15 protein-coding genes are annotated in these 14,852 nt (G+C 73.6%); 6 read left to right on the forward strand and 9 right to left on the reverse strand.

Annotated features, from left to right (window positions below; genetic code table 11):
- Nucleotides 1-13 precede the first annotated feature (13 nt).
- Nucleotides 14-1,339 (reverse strand): FAD-dependent oxidoreductase, encoded by a 1,326-nt coding sequence (locus ACW62_RS23985; protein ID WP_157574948.1) that lies wholly within the window; start codon nucleotides 1,337-1,339, stop codon nucleotides 14-16.
- A 96-nt stretch (nucleotides 1,340-1,435) separates the two neighbouring features.
- Here ACW62_RS23985 and ACW62_RS23990 point away from each other — a divergent pair, with 96 nt between their 5' ends.
- The 3 genes from ACW62_RS23990 (at nucleotide 1,436) to ACW62_RS24000 (ending at nucleotide 3,900) form a co-directional block, all read left to right on the forward strand.
- Entirely contained in the window at nucleotides 1,436-2,275 is an 840-nt protein-coding gene (locus ACW62_RS23990) for a helix-turn-helix domain-containing GNAT family N-acetyltransferase (protein WP_053206636.1), read from the forward strand.
- A 137-nt stretch (nucleotides 2,276-2,412) separates the two neighbouring features.
- Nucleotides 2,413-3,138 carry a GntR family transcriptional regulator gene (locus ACW62_RS23995; protein ID WP_053206708.1) on the forward strand — a complete coding sequence of 242 codons (726 nt, stop codon included), beginning with the start codon at nucleotides 2,413-2,415 and terminating at the stop codon, nucleotides 3,136-3,138.
- Nucleotides 3,139-3,144: 6 nt separating this feature from the next.
- Nucleotides 3,145-3,900, forward strand: a complete 756-nt coding sequence (locus ACW62_RS24000; protein WP_053206637.1) for a sulfite exporter TauE/SafE family protein — start codon at nucleotides 3,145-3,147, stop codon at nucleotides 3,898-3,900.
- Between the two features lie 9 nt (nucleotides 3,901-3,909).
- On the opposite strand, the gene ACW62_RS24005 is transcribed toward ACW62_RS24000, so the two are convergent.
- Nucleotides 3,910-4,677 carry an ankyrin repeat domain-containing protein gene (locus ACW62_RS24005; protein ID WP_083460108.1) on the reverse strand — a complete coding sequence of 256 codons (768 nt, stop codon included), beginning with the start codon at nucleotides 4,675-4,677 and terminating at the stop codon, nucleotides 3,910-3,912.
- Nucleotides 4,678-4,699: 22 nt separating this feature from the next.
- On the opposite strand from ACW62_RS24005, the gene ACW62_RS24010 reads away from it, so the two are divergent.
- The 3 genes from ACW62_RS24010 to ACW62_RS24025 all read left to right on the forward strand — a co-directional run bounded on the left by ACW62_RS24010 (nucleotide 4,700) and on the right by ACW62_RS24025 (nucleotide 8,062).
- Entirely contained in the window at nucleotides 4,700-5,347 is a 648-nt protein-coding gene (locus ACW62_RS24010) for a GntR family transcriptional regulator (protein WP_053206638.1), read from the forward strand.
- Between the two features lie 19 nt (nucleotides 5,348-5,366).
- A complete protein-coding gene (locus tag ACW62_RS24015) occupies nucleotides 5,367-6,557 on the forward strand; it encodes an amidohydrolase family protein (protein WP_053206639.1) in 1,191 nt (396 codons plus the stop codon).
- Between the two features lie 497 nt (nucleotides 6,558-7,054).
- Nucleotides 7,055-8,062: an NAD(P)/FAD-dependent oxidoreductase gene (locus ACW62_RS24025; RefSeq protein WP_053206641.1), complete on the forward strand. Its 1,008-nt coding sequence runs from the start codon at nucleotides 7,055-7,057 to the stop codon at nucleotides 8,060-8,062.
- Nucleotides 8,063-8,711: 649 nt separating this feature from the next.
- On the opposite strand, the gene ACW62_RS24030 is transcribed toward ACW62_RS24025, so the two are convergent.
- Genes ACW62_RS24030 through ACW62_RS24060 form a run of 7 tightly spaced genes read right to left on the reverse strand, consistent with a single transcriptional unit; the run spans nucleotide 8,712 to nucleotide 14,839 of the window.
- On the reverse strand, nucleotides 8,712-9,503 hold the full coding sequence (locus tag ACW62_RS24030) for an alpha/beta fold hydrolase (protein ID WP_053206642.1): 792 nt from the start codon (nucleotides 9,501-9,503) through the stop codon (nucleotides 8,712-8,714).
- A gap of 9 nt (nucleotides 9,504-9,512) precedes the next feature.
- Nucleotides 9,513-10,094 (reverse strand): TetR/AcrR family transcriptional regulator, encoded by a 582-nt coding sequence (locus ACW62_RS24035; protein WP_053206643.1) that lies wholly within the window; start codon nucleotides 10,092-10,094, stop codon nucleotides 9,513-9,515.
- A gap of 19 nt (nucleotides 10,095-10,113) precedes the next feature.
- Entirely contained in the window at nucleotides 10,114-11,283 is a 1,170-nt protein-coding gene (locus ACW62_RS24040) for a M20 metallopeptidase family protein (RefSeq protein WP_053206644.1), read from the reverse strand.
- Entirely contained in the window at nucleotides 11,280-12,173 is an 894-nt protein-coding gene (locus ACW62_RS24045; RefSeq protein ID WP_053206645.1) for an ABC transporter ATP-binding protein, read from the reverse strand. Before ACW62_RS24045 ends, ACW62_RS24040 begins: the two co-directional genes overlap by 4 nt.
- Nucleotides 12,154-12,969: an ABC transporter ATP-binding protein gene (locus ACW62_RS24050; protein ID WP_053206646.1), complete on the reverse strand. Its 816-nt coding sequence runs from the start codon at nucleotides 12,967-12,969 to the stop codon at nucleotides 12,154-12,156. Before ACW62_RS24050 ends, ACW62_RS24045 begins: the two co-directional genes overlap by 20 nt.
- Nucleotides 12,966-13,814, reverse strand: a complete 849-nt coding sequence (locus tag ACW62_RS24055; protein ID WP_053206647.1) for an ABC transporter permease — start codon at nucleotides 13,812-13,814, stop codon at nucleotides 12,966-12,968. Before ACW62_RS24055 ends, ACW62_RS24050 begins: the two co-directional genes overlap by 4 nt.
- On the reverse strand, nucleotides 13,814-14,839 hold the full coding sequence (locus ACW62_RS24060) for an ABC transporter permease (protein WP_053206648.1): 1,026 nt from the start codon (nucleotides 14,837-14,839) through the stop codon (nucleotides 13,814-13,816). Before ACW62_RS24060 ends, ACW62_RS24055 begins: the two co-directional genes overlap by 1 nt.
- Between the last annotated feature and the right edge of the window lie 13 nt (nucleotides 14,840-14,852).

The following is a 14,852-nucleotide window of genomic DNA, read 5'->3' on the forward strand; positions in this document are numbered from 1 at the left end:
CCACGCGGCCCGGTCAGTTCGACGTGCGGACCGGCGCGCCGAGCGTGATCAGCTCCGGGCCGGTCGACGTGCCGCAGCAGCCGCCGTCGTCGTCGTAGCCGCCGGAGCCGCCGCAGACGCCGGACTCGGGCAGCACCAGCTCGACCCGCTCGGCGGCGGCGCGGTCGCCGGCGAAGTCGGCGGCGATGCTGCGGACCTGCTCGTAGCCGGTCATGGCCAGGAACGTCGGCGCCCGGCCGTAGCTCTTCATCCCGGCCAGGTAGACGCCCGGCTCGGGGTGGGCCAGCTCGCGGACGCCGTGCGGCGAGACGCTGCCGCAGGAATGGACGTTCGGGTCGATCACGGGCGCGAGCTTCACCGGTGCCTGCAGCGTGGCGTCCAGCTCGAGCCGCAGCTCGGACAGCCAGGAAAGATCCGGGCGCATCCCGGTCAGCGCGATCACCTGGTCGACGTCGTCGATGCGCTGCCCGCCGGACGACACCAGCGCGACCCGCCCGTCGGGCCGGGCCTCGACGACCTCGGTGCGGAAGCCGGTGACGACGCGGACCCGGCCGGCCTCGACCGCCGTCCGTGCCCGCTGGCCGAGCCGCCCGCGGGCCGGCAGCTCGTCGGCGTCGCCGCCGCCGAACGTGTCGCCGATGGCGCCGCGGCGCAGCACCCAGGTGATGGCGGTGCCGTCGGCCAGACCGGTGAGCGACACCAGCGCGGTGAGCGCGGAGTGCCCGCTGCCGGCGACGACGACGTGCCGGCCGGCGAACCGCTCCCGCTCCTCCGGCACCGACAGGTCGGGACCGCGGTAGTCCAGCCGGCCCGCCGCCACGGCAGCCGGCTCCCCCAGCGCCGGCAGTCCGTCGCCGCCGAGCGGGTTCGGCGCGACCCAGGTGCCGGACGCGTCGACCAGACCGCGCGCGAGGATGCGCGCCTCGCGGCCGTCGTCGTACCGGACGTGGACGGTCAGCGGCTCATCGTCGCGGCCATCGTCGACCACCCGGTCGCGACCGCGCCGCGCGACGCCGACGACCTCGGCACCCGTGCGTACCCGCTCCCCCAGCGCGTCGGCGAGCGGGGCGAGAAAGTCGCGCACCCACTCGCCGCCGGTCGGGTAGCCGTCGCCGGCCGGACGGGCCCAGCCGCGCGCCTCCAGCATCCGGCCGGCCGCGGGCGCCACCAGCTCCGACCACTGCGAGAACAACCGGACGTGCCCCCACTCGGACACCGCCGCCCCCGCCGACGCGCCACGCTCGAACACCAGCACGTCGACGTCGCGCTCGACCAGCTCGGCCGCGGCCGCCAGGCCCACCGGGCCGGCGCCGACCACCACTACGGGGTACGCCATCACACGACTCCTTCATCGAACTTCATCGATCGTTGCCGCCGACTCTATCGACGCGTATCGATGATGGCAACCATCGACATTGGTCGATAGACTCCCGGCATGACGACACTGGCCGGTCCGCTGCAGCTGCTCCCCGCCGACGCCGCGGCGGACTATGCCGAGTGCTTCACGGCCCTCTCCGACCCCACCCGGGTGCGGGTGCTGCACGCCGTCGCCGCCTCGAACGGCGGCATGACCGTCGGCGAGCTCACCGACCTGCTGGGCATCAGCCAGTCGACCGCCTCGCACCACGTGCGCAAGCTCGCCGAGGCGCGCTTCGTGCACGTCGCCAAGGTGGGCACCAGCACGCGCGTCACCGTCAACGAGGCCTGCTGCACCGGCCTGCCGCACATGGCCGACGTCGTCATGGGCATGACCGCCGCCGACCGCCCCTGCTGCCCCGACGACATCCCCGCCGACGTCACCGTCCGGGCCCTTGCCGACGACGACTGGGCCGATGTCCGGCGCATCTACCGCGACGGCATCGACACCGGCATCGCCACCTTCGAGACCCAGGTCCCGGCCAGCACCCGCCTGGCGGCGAAGTGGCTGCCCGGCCACCGGTGGGTCGCCGAGATCGACGGCGCCGTCGCCGGCTGGACCGCCATCACGCCCACCTCCGACCGCGACTGCTACCGCGGCGTCGGCGAGACCTCCGTCTACGTCGACACCGCGTTCCGCGGCCGCGGCGTCGGCAAGGCACTGCTGCGGCAGCAGGTCACCGCCGCGGACAAGGACGACATCTGGACGCTCCAGACGTCGATCTTCACCGAGAACCGCGCCAGCCTCTCGCTGCACCACCAGGCCGGCTACCGCACCGTCGGCATCCGCGAGAAGATCGCCCAGCGCGACGGCGCCTGGCACGACACCGTCCTCCTCGAACGCCGCCGCACCACGTAGCTCGGGCGGCGCAGCGCCGATCCCGGCCCACGCCACCGCTGGTCAGGCGTTTGCGCTGGTCACCACTGGTGGCGTAACTCCGGCGTAATCTGTGATCGCCTAGCGTGGGAGGCGTGAGCCAGTACAGCGAACGGTCGATGCGGCCGCGGGCCGAGCGGGCCCGGCAGGTCGCCGACCTCCTCCGCCAGCAGATCACCGCAGGCGCCTACCCCGGCGGCCTGCTGCCGGACGAAGGGACGCTCGGACGCCGCCTGGGCGCGTCGCGCAACGCCGTCCGCGAAGGGCTGGGCCTGCTGCGCGGCGAAGGACTCATCACCCGGCGGCCCGGGGTCGGCACCACGGTCGTCGCCGCCAAGCTCGGGCACGGACTGGACCGGCTGGCCGGACTGGCCGAGACCCTGGCCGGGCACGGGACCGTCACCAACGAGGTCCGTGTCGCCGCGGCCGTGGCCGCGCCGGCGGCGGTCGCCGACCGGCTCCAGGTCGAACCCGGCGACGGCGTGGTCCGGATCGAGCGCCTGCGCCGCCTCGACGACCAGCCGCTGTCGCTGGACACCAGCTACCTCGTCGCGGACCTCGGACGCCGCGTGCTCGACGCCGACCTGGTGCACCGCGACCTCTTCGCCGTGATCGAGGAGGTGGCCGGCACTCGCCTGGGCCGCGCCGAGGTCGCCGTCCACGCCGTGAACGCCGACGCCGACACCGCCCGGCTACTGGACATCCCCGCCGGCGCCGCGGTGTTCGCCATCGAACGCAACACCTCCCTGCCCGACGGCCGGGTCGTCGACGTGGAGTCGATCCGCATCCGCGCCGACCGGCTGACCCTGCGGGCCACCATGTACCGCGGCCCGGCCGCCGGCTGATCCGGCATGCCGGTGTCCCTGCTCGTCCTGCTGGCGGCGTTCGGGCTGATCGGCGGCATCGGCATCGCCGCCGTCGGCCCCGGCGGCGTGCTGCCCACGATCGGCCTGTTCCTGCTCACCGACCTGTCCCCGGCCGAGGTCGCCGGGACCGCGATGATCACCCACGTCGCCACCGGCGCGCTGGCAACAGCGGCCTACACCCACTCCGGTCACCTCCGGGAGCCACGCACCCGGCGCACCGCGCTGATCCTGGCCGGCACCGCACTCGCCGGCGCTCCCGCCGGTGTGCTGATCAACTCGGCGGTCGGCACCCAGGTCTTCGGGCTGATCCTGGCGGCCCTCATGATCCTGGTCGCCGCGCTGGTCTGGCGGCGGCAACTCGGTTCCACGCGGCAGGCGCCGTCGAACCAACCGCCGCCGGCCGTCGTGGCCGGGATCGGGCTGGGCGTCGCCACGACCGCGGGCGTCGTCGGCATCGGCGGCCCCATGCTGTCGGTACCGCTACTCGTGGCCGCCGGCGTCCCCCTGCTCGAATCCCTCGCCGCCGCCCAGGCCCAGTCCATCGTCATCGCCACGACCGGAACCCTCGGCTACCTCGCCAGCGACGCCATCGACTGGCCGCTCGCCGCGATCGTCGGCATCCCCGAACTCGGCGGCGTCCTGCTCGGCTGGAAGATCGCGAGGACCCTGCCGACCCGCCACCTCACCACCACACTCGTCGTCTCCCTGCTCGTCCTCGCACCGTTCATCGCCTTCGGCTGAGCCCGGCGCTCAGGCGGTGGCGCGGTCGATCTCGGCAACGATCGCCGTGTAGCCGCGGCCGGCGGCGAGGCGGCGCGGGGAGACACCGTCGCGGTCGGGGATGGTGACGTCGGCGCCGGCCGCGATGAGCAGGCGAACCGTCTCGACGTGGCGGTCGGAGCCGTTGCCGAGGACGATCGCCTCGTGCAGGGCGGTCCAGCCCAGGTCGTTGACGTGGTTCACGGGCACGCCGGCCGCGATGAGCGTGCGGACGGTCTCGACGTGGGCGTGCTCGCTGGCCGGGATGAGGGCGGTGCCGCCGAAGCGGTTGGTGCTCGTGACGTCGGCGCCGTGGCGCAGGGTCGCCGCCAGGATCTCGTCCAGTCCCTCGGCGCCGGCGTAGAGGAACGCGGAGTCCTCGATGTCGTCCTTGGCATTCGGGTCGGCCCCGGCCGCGAGCAGTTCGAGTGCGGCCTCGACGTGGCCGGCCTTCGTGGCGACGACGAGCGGCGTCCGCCCGGAGCCGTCGCGCACCTCGAGGTCGGCGCCGTTGGTGACGGCGGTCGCGATGGAACCGGCGTCGTTCGCGGCGGCGGCGTCCAGGAGCATGGCGGTGGCCTGTTCTTCGGTGTAGGCGGGCGTGGTGGGCGTCGGGGTCGGCGTGGCCGTCAGGGTCGGCGATGGGGTCCGGTCGGGGGTCGTGGCCGACTCCCCCACCGGCTCGTCGGCGGGCCCGGCGGCACAGGCGGCGAGCAGGACGGCCGTCAGCGCCGCCACGAGGGTCCGGGTTCCACGCATGCAGATATGGTATACCAAGTCCATGACAGAGCTCAGTGGCTCCGGCTCCGAGGTCGCGCGCGTGACGAGGCGCCTGCGTGACGACATCGTCGACGGCGTGCGGGCGCCGGGCAGCCGGCTGGTGGAGCGCGACCTGGCCGCCGAACTCGACGTGAGCCGGGTGCCGGTGCGCGACGCGCTGCGCACGCTGGCCGGCGAGGGTCTCGTGACGATGCGGCCACGGACCTGGGCCATCGTCCGCGAGTTCACCCCGGGCGACGTCGCCGACCTGATCGAGGTGCGCTCGGCGTTCGAGACGCTGACGTTCACCCTCGCGGCCCAGCGACGCACGAGCGCCGGCCTGGTGCGGTTGCGCTCGGTGCTCGACGCCGAGCTGGCGGCCGCCGGCGGCGGTGACGCGGTGACCGCACGCCGGCGCGCCGCCGACTTCCACGAGACGGTGACGGAGCTGGCGGCGAACGACCTGCTCAGCGAGCTCGAACTCACGCTCCGCAGCAGGATGCGATGGTTGCTGGCCCAGCACGACGACCTCCTCCGGATCGCCCGCGAACACGAGGCGCTGTACGACGCCATCGCCGACCGCGACGCCGCCGGCGTCGACGCGCTCGTCCGGGCCCACGTGGAGACCGGCCGGGCCGCCGCGACCTCTCGGCGCGAGACGTCCTCCTGATTTGGTATACCGTCGTGGCATGGCAACCGTGAGACTGACCAACGTCCGGCCGTGGGGCGGCGCGGCCGCCGACATGGTGATGGCCGGGGCGCGGATCCTCGACGTCGTCCCTGCCGGCACGGCGGCGAACGACGGCGAGACCACCATCGACGGCGGCGGGCGGCTGGCCCTTCCCGGACTCCTCAACGTCCACGCGCACGTGGACAAGAGCTGGTGGGGCCGCCCCTGGGTAGCCGCCGGCGGCGCGCCGGGGACCGCCGGCCGAATCGCCCACGAGCGCGCCGAACGCGACGCGCTCGGCATCCCGAGCGTCGAGTCGGCCACCGCGGTGCTGCGGGAGCTGGTCCGGCACGGCACGACGGGGGTGCGCACCCACGTCGACGTCGACCTCGGCGTGGGGCTGCGTGGCATCGACGTCGTCCGTACGGCGGCGGCCGCCCTCGGCGACGCCGTCCAGGTCGACGTCGTGGCCTTCCCGCAGGACGGCGTCATGCGCCGGCCGGGCGTGCTCGACCTGCTCGACCAGGCGGCCGCGGCCGGCGCCACCCACGTCGGCGGCATCGACCCGGCGTCGATCGACCGCGACCCGGTCCGTCAGCTCGACGGCCTGTTCGACATCGCCGAGCGGCGCGGCGTCGGCATCGACATCCACCTGCACGACGGCGGCGAGCTCGGCGCCTTCCAGCTCGAGCTGATCGCCGAGCGGACCCGCGGCGCCGGGCTGCACGGCCGGGTGACCATCTCGCACGGCTTCGCCCTCGGTGAGCTGCCACCGGGTCGCCAGACCGAACTGCTCGACGTCCTCGCCGAGGCCGGCATCGGCTGGGCGACGGCCGCGCCAGTGCGCAGCACGCCGCTGCCCTGGCGCGAGATGCGCGAGCGCGGCATCCCCATCGGCCTCGGCACCGACGGCATCCGCGACCTGTGGTCCCCGTTCGGCGACGGCGACCTGCTGCGCATCGCGCTGGGGTTCGCGCGGCTGCACGCCCTGCGCGCCGACGACGACCTCGTCGACGTGGTGCGGCTGGCGACCTCGCACGCCGGCGGGTACCTCGGCCGCGCCGCCCACGACCTCGCACCCGGATCGCGGGCCGACGTGGTGCTGCTCGAGGCCGAGAACGTCCAGGACGCCCTGGTCCGCTGCCCGCCGCGCGCCCTCGTCGTCGCCGGCGGCCAGGTGGTTCAGCGCGCCGGCGACGTCCTGATCTAGCATCGCCGTGGCCGCCCGGTCCCGGGTCGGACCACTGAGGCGGCTGACGGCGGCTCGTGCGCTGTGGCAGCGTTGAGGCGAGTTTGCGGCGGTTCGCCGTTTGCGGCAGTGGGCCGTCCCCGGGGGAAGTGCGGGCACAGCCCGCCCGGGTGCACCGTTCGCCGATGTCCGGTGGCCGTTCACCCGTCCAGGCCGTCGACGTCACTCGCGTGGGGAGCACGTCACCCGCCGCAGCGCCGGATGACGGTCGTCGGCGGCGGTTGTGCGGTGCTTTCGCGGGTGAGGTGCATCCGGCGCGGGTGAAGTGAGGCGTGCCCAGACTGCGTCGCTCGGCGACCACCTGAAGCTGACCCCGATGGGCCGTAGGCTCGACTGGTCCGACTTCGCCTCCGTCGAGTACGCGTGGCGCCAGGCTGCCCGACCGACTGCCAGGAGACACGACATGAGCCTCCCCGACCCGACCCAGCCCTGGCACCCGGCCCGCGGGTGAGCCGGCGATGAGCAACGACCTCGTGGTCGTCGGCGCCGGCATCGCCGGCGCCTCGGTGGCCTATCACGCGGCCCGGGCCGGTGCCGTCGTGACGCTCGTCGATGCCGGGCGGCCGGGCGGCGGCGTGACGGCGGACTCGTTCGCCTGGATCGGATCGGCCGGCCTCCGCACCGGTCCGGCCGCCGCGCTGCGGACCATCGCGACGGACGAGTACCGGCGGCTCGAGGCCGAGCTGCCGGGGCTCCCGGTGACCTGGTCCGGCTCGCTGTCCTGGGGGACGACGGACGCAGCGCCGGAGGCGGGGCCCGGGCAGGAGATCGTCGACGCGGCCACCGTGGCGACGCTCGAGCCCGCCCTGCGGCAGCCCCCGGAGTGGGCCGTCTGGACACCCGGCGACGGCGCCGCCGACCCGGTGGGCGTGACCGAACGGCTGGTCGCGGGTGCCCGCGCCCACGGCGCCCAGGTCCATCCGGACACCCCGGTCACGGCGATCCGCCGGGACGCCGCGGGCCGGGTCACCGGGGTCGAGACCGCCGCGGGGCCCCTCTCCGGCGCGACGGTGGTGCTCGCGGCAGGTGTGGCCACGGCCGCCTTGGCCGCGTCGGTCGGCGTCCGCGTCCCGGCCGGCCCGTCGCCGGCGACGCTCTTCCGGTTCCGCGCTCCGGCCGGCCTGGTCCGCACCGTGGTCAACAATCTGGACTTCGATCTCCGGCAGGTCGCCGCGGACCGCCTCATCGCCGCCGCGGACTCGCCCGAACGGACGCTCGCCGCCGTCCGGTCCACCTTCCGCGGCGCCGCGAACGTCGAGCTGCTCAGCACCCGGGTCCGCCAACGCCCCATGCCGGCCGACGGCGAGCCGATCGTCGGGCCCGTCGCCCAGGCGCCCGGCCTCTACCTGGCGGTGTTCCACGCCGCGGTCACGCTCGCCCCGGCGGTGGGCCGCCTGGTCGCGCGCGAACTGGTCGACGGCGCCGTCGAGCCGCAGCTGGCCGGCTGCCGCCTCGACCGCTTCTAGCCTCGCTTGGTCTCCGGCACTCGAACCGAGTTTGAGCGGGCGTCGAGTGGCTGGTCCCGGTTCTACAGGTGTAGACGCAGCATCTGACCAGCCACGTTCGGTCGCCGGCCCGGCGCAACGGTGTGGATCGATGTGGGAACACTGTCGTGTCAGCGACAGTGATGCCGCGTCGTTTCCGCAGCGATCTCACATCGATCCCCGCATCGTTGGGCCGCGACGACTGTGCGCCCCCTGGTACGCCGCTGGGTGGGATCACTGTGCTTGCTGGGTGGCGTTGCTGTTGCCAGGGGAACAGTGATCCGCCCCACTCGACGCAGCGAGTCCACACGGTGAGGTGGGGATCGCGTAACGGTTCGCCGTTGTCCCGCAGTTCGCCGTTTTGCGGCAGGGGGACGGCCAACGGCACGGAACCCGGCGAACGCGGCAGGCCCGGGCGCACGGCCGGCCAGCCAACGTGAGGCGACGGTCGCCCGGCGACAGTGGCCTCACCCGGTCACCGGCCATCACCTTGGCTAGGCTGACCACCGCCCGAACGTCCGGTTCATCCCGGTATCCAGCATGGCCAGCAGTGCCAAGGCACCCGCGGCGATCAGCCCACCAAGCTGCATAGATCAACAGGTCCCGTTCATCTAGGGATCCTGGCCGACCGTCAGGCGGCGTCCGCGGCGCGCAGGTGCGGGACGAGGTGCTCGAGCACGAGCGCCGGGTCCTCGATCATCGGCAGGTGCCCCACCCCGGGCAGCGGCACGTGCACGCCGGCGGCGAGCAGTCCGGCGATCCGCTCGCTCTCCGCCAGCGAGCAGGTGACGTCGTGCTCGCCGGTCGCCCAGAGGGCCGGGCAGCGCACCTCTTCCAGCCGGCCGGACGCGTCGGCGGCGTAGGCCGCGCGCAGGACCCGGGTCACGACGTCGGGGCCGTGGCGGTTGGTCAGCAGGCGGACGGTGTCGACGACGTCGTCGGGTCGGCCGGGCGCCACGGCCTCGCGGGCCAGCCCGGCGAACAGGGCGTCGACGGCGTCGTCGTCGGCCGGGGCGGGCGAGTCGCCGGTCGCGGAGGCGACGCTGCTGCCCAGCCCGGTGACCGACCGGACGCGGTCCGGCAGGGCGGCCGCGAGCCCGACTGCGATGGCGCCGCCGAGTGACCCGCCGGCCACGTGCGGATCGGTCAGGTCGAGCGACCGCACGACGTCGACGCAGTCGCTCACCCACGCGTCGAGGGAGAAGTCGTCGTCGGTCGACTCGCCGTGGCCGGCGAGGTCCACCAGCACGCAACTGCGCTCCGCCGCGAGCGCCGGCAGCAGGCCGAGCCAGCACTCCTTGCGCATGTTGATGGGGTGCAGCAGCAGGATCGGCGGGCGCGCGGCGCCGTCGCGCAAAGGCGACACCGTCGCGACGCTCAGCGAGTTGCCCCTCGTGGTCCGGATGGTGCTCAGCCGCAGCATGTAATCAGATTACAGATTGTCGGCCGACGCCGCCAGCTTCGCCTCGAGCATGTCCTTGAAGACGGCGAGCGAGCGCTCGGCCTGCGGCTGGTCGGAGGTGATGAGCAGGTCGGCCATGAGGCCGCGGACGGTGGCGAGCACGAGCCGGGCGATCGCCTCGGCCTCCTCATGGGACGTGACGTGGCCCTGGAGGCTGCGCACGAAGTACGCCTCCCACTGGCCGACCGCCGTGCTGGCGAACTCCTGGAACTTGTCCGGCTCCTCGAAGCTGCGCGACGTCAGGTGGAAGAAGAACTGCATGTCGACCGGGTTGGCCCGGTAGTGGTCCCACCAGCGATCGACGGCCTGGGTGATGGTGCCGACCGGCTCGTTCTCCAGCTGGGTGACGATGTCGTTGCGCAGCGTGTAGACGATGCGGCCGAGCAGTTCGTCCTTGCTGCCGAAGTAGTACACGAGCATGCGGCTGCTGGTGCCCAGCTGGGGCGCCAGGTTGTCCAGCGAGAAGCCGGCCAGGCCCTGGCTGCGGACGATCTCGATGATGCGGCCGAGCAGTTCCTCGGCCTTGACGTTGTTGAGCTGTGCGCGTGTCATGGCCTGGGCCGAGTCGTCGTCATGCCGTCCCGTTCGTTGCCGCGGTGAGCCGTCCGATGGCGAGTTCCGCCAACAGGCTAGACATATCAGGCACCACGGAGTCATCGAATCGCGCTTCCGGCGAGTGGTTCGCCGGCAGCGAGTGCGACGGGTCTCCGACGGCGGCGCCGACCAGCACGAACCCCCCGCCGGTCTCCGTGAGGAACAGGGAGAAGTCCTCGGCGATCATCTCGGGCACGACCAGCTCCCGGTAGCGGCCGGCGCCGAACAGCCCCGTCACCGTCGAGCGCACCAGCGCCGCGTCCTCGGCGCCGGTGATGGTCGGGCCGACATCGGGGCCGACCTCGGCCCGCAGCCGCAGCCCGTAGCTCTCGGCGATCGCCGTCGCGATGCCGCGGACCTTCTCGTACGCCGCCCGCGCGGTCTCGTGGCTCGCGGCCCGCAGGCTCACCTTGAGCAGCGCCCGGCTGGGGATGACGTTGGCCGCGGTGCCCGCGGTGATCGAGCCCACCGTCACCACGATCGGGTCGCCGGGCGAGCTGTTCTGCGCCACGAACGTCTGGATCGCCTGCACCACCAGCGCCGCCGTGGAGACCGGGTCGAGCGCGGTGTGCGGCCGGGCCGCGTGGCCGCCGCGGCCGAGGAGCTCCAGCTCGAACAGGATGACGGCGCCCATCACCGCGCCCTCGCGGCAGAGGAACGTCCCCGGCTCGACGAACGACAGCACGTGCAGGCCGTAGGACGCGACCGGCTTCTGGCCGGTGATCAGGTGCGTCTTCTCGCTGATCATCAGCTCGGCGCCACCGGCGCCCTCCTCACCCGGCTGGAAGACGGCGAGGACGTCGCCGCGGAACTCCGCGCGCCGCTCGTGCAGCTGGTGCACCGCGCCGACCAGCCCGGCCATGTGCAGGTCGTGGCCGCAGGCGTGCATGGCGCCGTTGTCGGAGGCGAACTCCTCCCCCGACTCCTCGACGACCGGCAGGGCGTCCATGTCCGCGCGCAGCAGGACGGTCGGGCCGGGCCCGGCGCCGGGCACGACGACGGCGAGCGACGAGCAGGTCGTGCTGGTGTGGATCGCCAGCCCGAGCGGCGCCAGCGCGTCCATCAGCAGCTGCCGGGTCCGCGGCAGGTCGAGGGCGAGCTCCGGGGTGCGGTGGAGGGTCCGGCGCAGGTCGATCAGGTCGATCACGTGGTCGCTACTTTCTGGGGGTCGTCGGCCTTCGTGCAGCCGGCCACATGGTCAGGGCCGACCTCGTGCAGTCCGGGCCCGTGCTCGTGACACGGCCCCGGCACGGGGCAGGACGTGCGGGGCAGCGCGACGACGCCGTCCCAGGACACTCGCGGGTCGGCGACCGGCACGGCGGAGATGAGCGCCCGCGTGTAGGGGTGCCGCGGGTCGGCCAGGACGGCCGGCGCCGGGCCGCTCTCCACGATCAACCCGCGGTACATGACGGCGATCCGGGTCGCGAGCCGCCGCACGCTGGAGATGTCGTGGGTGATCATCAGGTAGCCGACGCCGGTGCGCTGCTGCAGCTCGGCGAGGAGCGCGAGGATCCGGCCCCGGACGGTCTGGTCGAGGCTGGCGGTGGGCTCGTCCAGGATGACGATCTGCGGGTCGGCCACCAGCGCCCGGGCCACCGCCACGCGTTGCGCCTGGCCGCCGGAGACGTCGCGCGGGTAGCGGTCCAGGATCTCCGGGTCGAGGCCGACCTCGGCGATCAGCCGGTGCACCCGCCGGTCCGCGTCGTCGCCGGTCACGCCCAGGTACCGCAGCGGCTCCTGGACGCTGCGGCGGATCCGCCACGACGGGTCGAGCGACTGCACGGGGTGCTGGAAGACCATGTGCACGCGCTGCGGCCCGGCCGGGCCGTCGTCGCCGGTCGCCCGCCAGGACACCGTGCCCGACGTGGCCGGCTGCAGGCCCGCGGCGACCTTGGCGATGGTGGTCTTGCCGCTGCCGGACTCGCCGACGACGGCCAGCGTCTCGCCCCGGCCGACGCGCAGGCTCACGCCGCGGACGGCGTGGTTGCGGCGGCGCTTGCCGTACACGACCTCGATGTCAGCGAGCACGAGTTCCATCGGCCACCTCCTCGTCGGCGAGCGGCTCGTCGTGCGCCGACGCCAGCAGCTCACGGGTGTAGGCGTCGCCGGGCCGGTGGAAGATGTCGTCCACCGGGGCGAACTCGCGGACCTCGCCGTCGTACATGACGGCCACCCGCTGGCACAGCTGCGCGATGACGCCCATGTCGTGCGACACGAACAGGACGCCGATGCCGTGCTCGGCGACGGTGGCCCGGATCAGGCCGAGGATCTGCGCCTGCACGGTGACGTCGAGGCCGGTGGTGGGCTCGTCGGCGACCAGCAGGGCGGGCCGGGCGGCGATGGCCATCGCGATCATGACGCGCTGGTTCATGCCGCCGGACAGCTGGTGCGGGTAGCGGCCGAGCACGGCCGCCGGGTCGTCGATGCCCACGGACGAGAGCAGGCCGGCCGCGCGGTCGCGCACGTCACCGCCCCGGCGGCGGCCGTCCGGACGGTCGAGGAACCGGAGCAGCCGGGCCAGCTGGGCGCCGATGCGCATCGTGGGGTTCAGCGCCGCCGTCGGGTTCTGGAAGATCATCGTGGCGTTCGGCCGGGCGAGCAGCCGCGGGCCGTCCAGGAACCGCCGTCCCGCCAGTTCGGCCTCGCCGGCGGACACGTGGACGCCGTCGGGCAGCAGCCCGAGCAGCGACAGCGCCGTCATCGTCTTGCCCGACCCGGACTCCCCGACGATCCCGACGACCTCGCCCTCGCCGACGTCGAGGGAGAGGTCGCGCACCAGGCTCGTCCCGGTCCGGGTCTGGATGCTCAGGCCGCGCACACTCAGCAGGCTCATCGCAGCCTCCGGTCCAGCCAGTCGCCGATGACCTGGAACGACGCCGCCGTCAGCAGGATCATCAGGCCCGGGAAGAAGGACGGCCACCAGGACCCCAGCAGGTTGTCGCCGACGCCCTCGGCGATCATCGCGCCCCACTCCGCGTCCGGTGGCTGCACGCCGACGCCCAGGAACGACAGCGCGGCGAAGTCGAGGATCGCCCACGACGCGACCAACGTCGACTGCACGAACGGGTACTTGAACGAGTTCGGCAGGACGTGCCGGACCGCGACCTGCCAGGTGCTGGCCCCGCTGAGCCGGGCGGCGGCGATGTAGTCGGCCGAGCGCACCTCCAGCGCCTTGGACCGGGCCAGCCGCACCAGCAGCGGGACGAACGCGATGACCACGGCGATCGCCGCGTACCACGGGTTCTTCCCCAGCGACGCCGTGATGACCAGCGCGAGGACGACACCCGGGAACGCCAGCAGCACGTCGGTGGCGCGCATGACCACCGCGTCGACGCCACGCCCGAACGTCGCGCTGACGGCGCCGATCACCGACCCGATGATGAGGACCGCCACCGCGACGGACAGTCCCAGCGCGATGTCGATGCGGGCCGCCGCCATGCAGCGCAGGAACACGTCGCGCCCGTACTTGTCGGTGCCGAACGGGTGGTCCAGCGACGGCGGCAGCAGGCTGGCGTACTCCTGGGCGACGTCGCCGCTGCCGGCGACGATCGGGACGACGATGCCGAGCAGCAGGATCGTCCCGAGCATCGCGAACGCGGCCACCGCGACCGGGTTGCCCACCCGGAGCCGGGAGACGACGTTGCCGCGCAGGGCGGTGCCGGCGTCGGCGACGGCCATCAGCTCCTCCCCTCCGCGAGGTTGACCCGCGGATCGGCCCAGCCGTAGACGAACTCGAGCGTGGTGTTGATGAGCACGTAGGCGACGCCGATCGCGATGACGTAACCGCGAAGCGCGAACAGGTCGTTCTCCTGCAGCGACGAGTACGCGTACCCGCCGATGCCCGGCCAGGCGAACAGCTGCTCGATGATGACGTCGCCGCCGGCCAGCACGAACCCGGCGACCAGGCCGATGTTGGTGATGACCGGCAGCAGCGAGTTGCGCAGCCCGTCCTGGACCAGGATCGAGCGGGCCGGGTACCCGAAGGAGCGCGACGTCCGGGCGAAGTCCGACTCCAGCGCCCGGATCGTGGCCGAGCGGACGATCTTCACGATGGACGGCGACGCCAGCACGCCCAGCAGCAGCGCCGGCAGCAGCAGCGTCCGTAGCGCCGCCCCCGCGGTCTGGGGGTCGCCGGCGAGCAGCGCGTCCAGCACGTAGAAGCCGGTGATCTGGTCCGGCGGCGTGAACCCGCGGGGCAGCCGCCCGGTCGGGCTGGTGAACACGCCCAGCCCGTTGACCAGCGTCGTGATCGCCACCAGCGCGATCCAGAACACGGCGGTGGCCGAGGCGAGCACCACGAAGACCTGCACCAGCCGGTCACCGAGGCGGTACCGGTACACCGCGGCCGTCACGCCCAGCCCGACGCCGAGCAGCACGGCGATCAGCAGCGCGGTGAGGCCGAGCTCCAGCGTCGCCGGCAGCCGGCTGGTGAGCTCGTCGCGGACGGGCTCGCCGGTGCGGATCGAGGTGCCGAGGTCCAGCCGGAAGAAGTCGGCCACGTACTGGCCGAACTGCACGGGGACGGACTGGTCGAGCCCGTACGTCGCACGCACCTGGGCGACCTGCTCGTCCGAGGCGTACTGCCCCGCCGCGATGCGGGCCGGGTCGCCCGGGAGCAGCTGGGTGATGAAGAACGTCAGGACGGCCACGCCGAGGATGCTGAGCAGCGCGACACCGGCCCGCTTCCCGGCGGTGGTCAGCATGGCGTCCTCCCTC

This window comes from Jiangella muralis (assembly GCF_001270745.1).
GTDB lineage: Bacteria > Actinomycetota > Actinomycetes > Jiangellales > Jiangellaceae > Jiangella > Jiangella muralis.

Excerpts from the sequence above, each read along its gene's own strand:
- ACW62_RS23990 (WP_053206636.1), top strand. The coding sequence starts at position 1,436 with ATGACGACACTGGCCGGTCCGCTGCAGCTGCTCCCCGCCGACGCCGCG.
- ACW62_RS23995 (WP_053206708.1), top strand. The coding sequence starts at position 2,413 with ATGCGGCCGCGGGCCGAGCGGGCCCGGCAGGTCGCCGACCTCCTCCGC.
- ACW62_RS24000 (WP_053206637.1), top strand. The coding sequence starts at position 3,145 with ATGCCGGTGTCCCTGCTCGTCCTGCTGGCGGCGTTCGGGCTGATCGGC.
- ACW62_RS24005 (WP_083460108.1), bottom strand. The coding sequence starts at position 4,677 with ATGCGTGGAACCCGGACCCTCGTGGCGGCGCTGACGGCCGTCCTGCTC.
- ACW62_RS24010 (WP_053206638.1), top strand. The coding sequence starts at position 4,700 with ATGACAGAGCTCAGTGGCTCCGGCTCCGAGGTCGCGCGCGTGACGAGG.
- ACW62_RS24015 (WP_053206639.1), top strand. The coding sequence starts at position 5,367 with ATGGCAACCGTGAGACTGACCAACGTCCGGCCGTGGGGCGGCGCGGCC.
- ACW62_RS24025 (WP_053206641.1), top strand. The coding sequence starts at position 7,055 with ATGAGCAACGACCTCGTGGTCGTCGGCGCCGGCATCGCCGGCGCCTCG.
- ACW62_RS24030 (WP_053206642.1), bottom strand. The coding sequence starts at position 9,503 with ATGCTGCGGCTGAGCACCATCCGGACCACGAGGGGCAACTCGCTGAGC.
- ACW62_RS24035 (WP_053206643.1), bottom strand. The coding sequence starts at position 10,094 with ATGACACGCGCACAGCTCAACAACGTCAAGGCCGAGGAACTGCTCGGC.
- ACW62_RS24045 (WP_053206645.1), bottom strand. The coding sequence starts at position 12,173 with ATGGAACTCGTGCTCGCTGACATCGAGGTCGTGTACGGCAAGCGCCGC.
- ACW62_RS24050 (WP_053206646.1), bottom strand. The coding sequence starts at position 12,969 with ATGAGCCTGCTGAGTGTGCGCGGCCTGAGCATCCAGACCCGGACCGGG.
- ACW62_RS24055 (WP_053206647.1), bottom strand. The coding sequence starts at position 13,814 with ATGGCCGTCGCCGACGCCGGCACCGCCCTGCGCGGCAACGTCGTCTCC.
- ACW62_RS24060 (WP_053206648.1), bottom strand. The coding sequence starts at position 14,839 with ATGCTGACCACCGCCGGGAAGCGGGCCGGTGTCGCGCTGCTCAGCATC.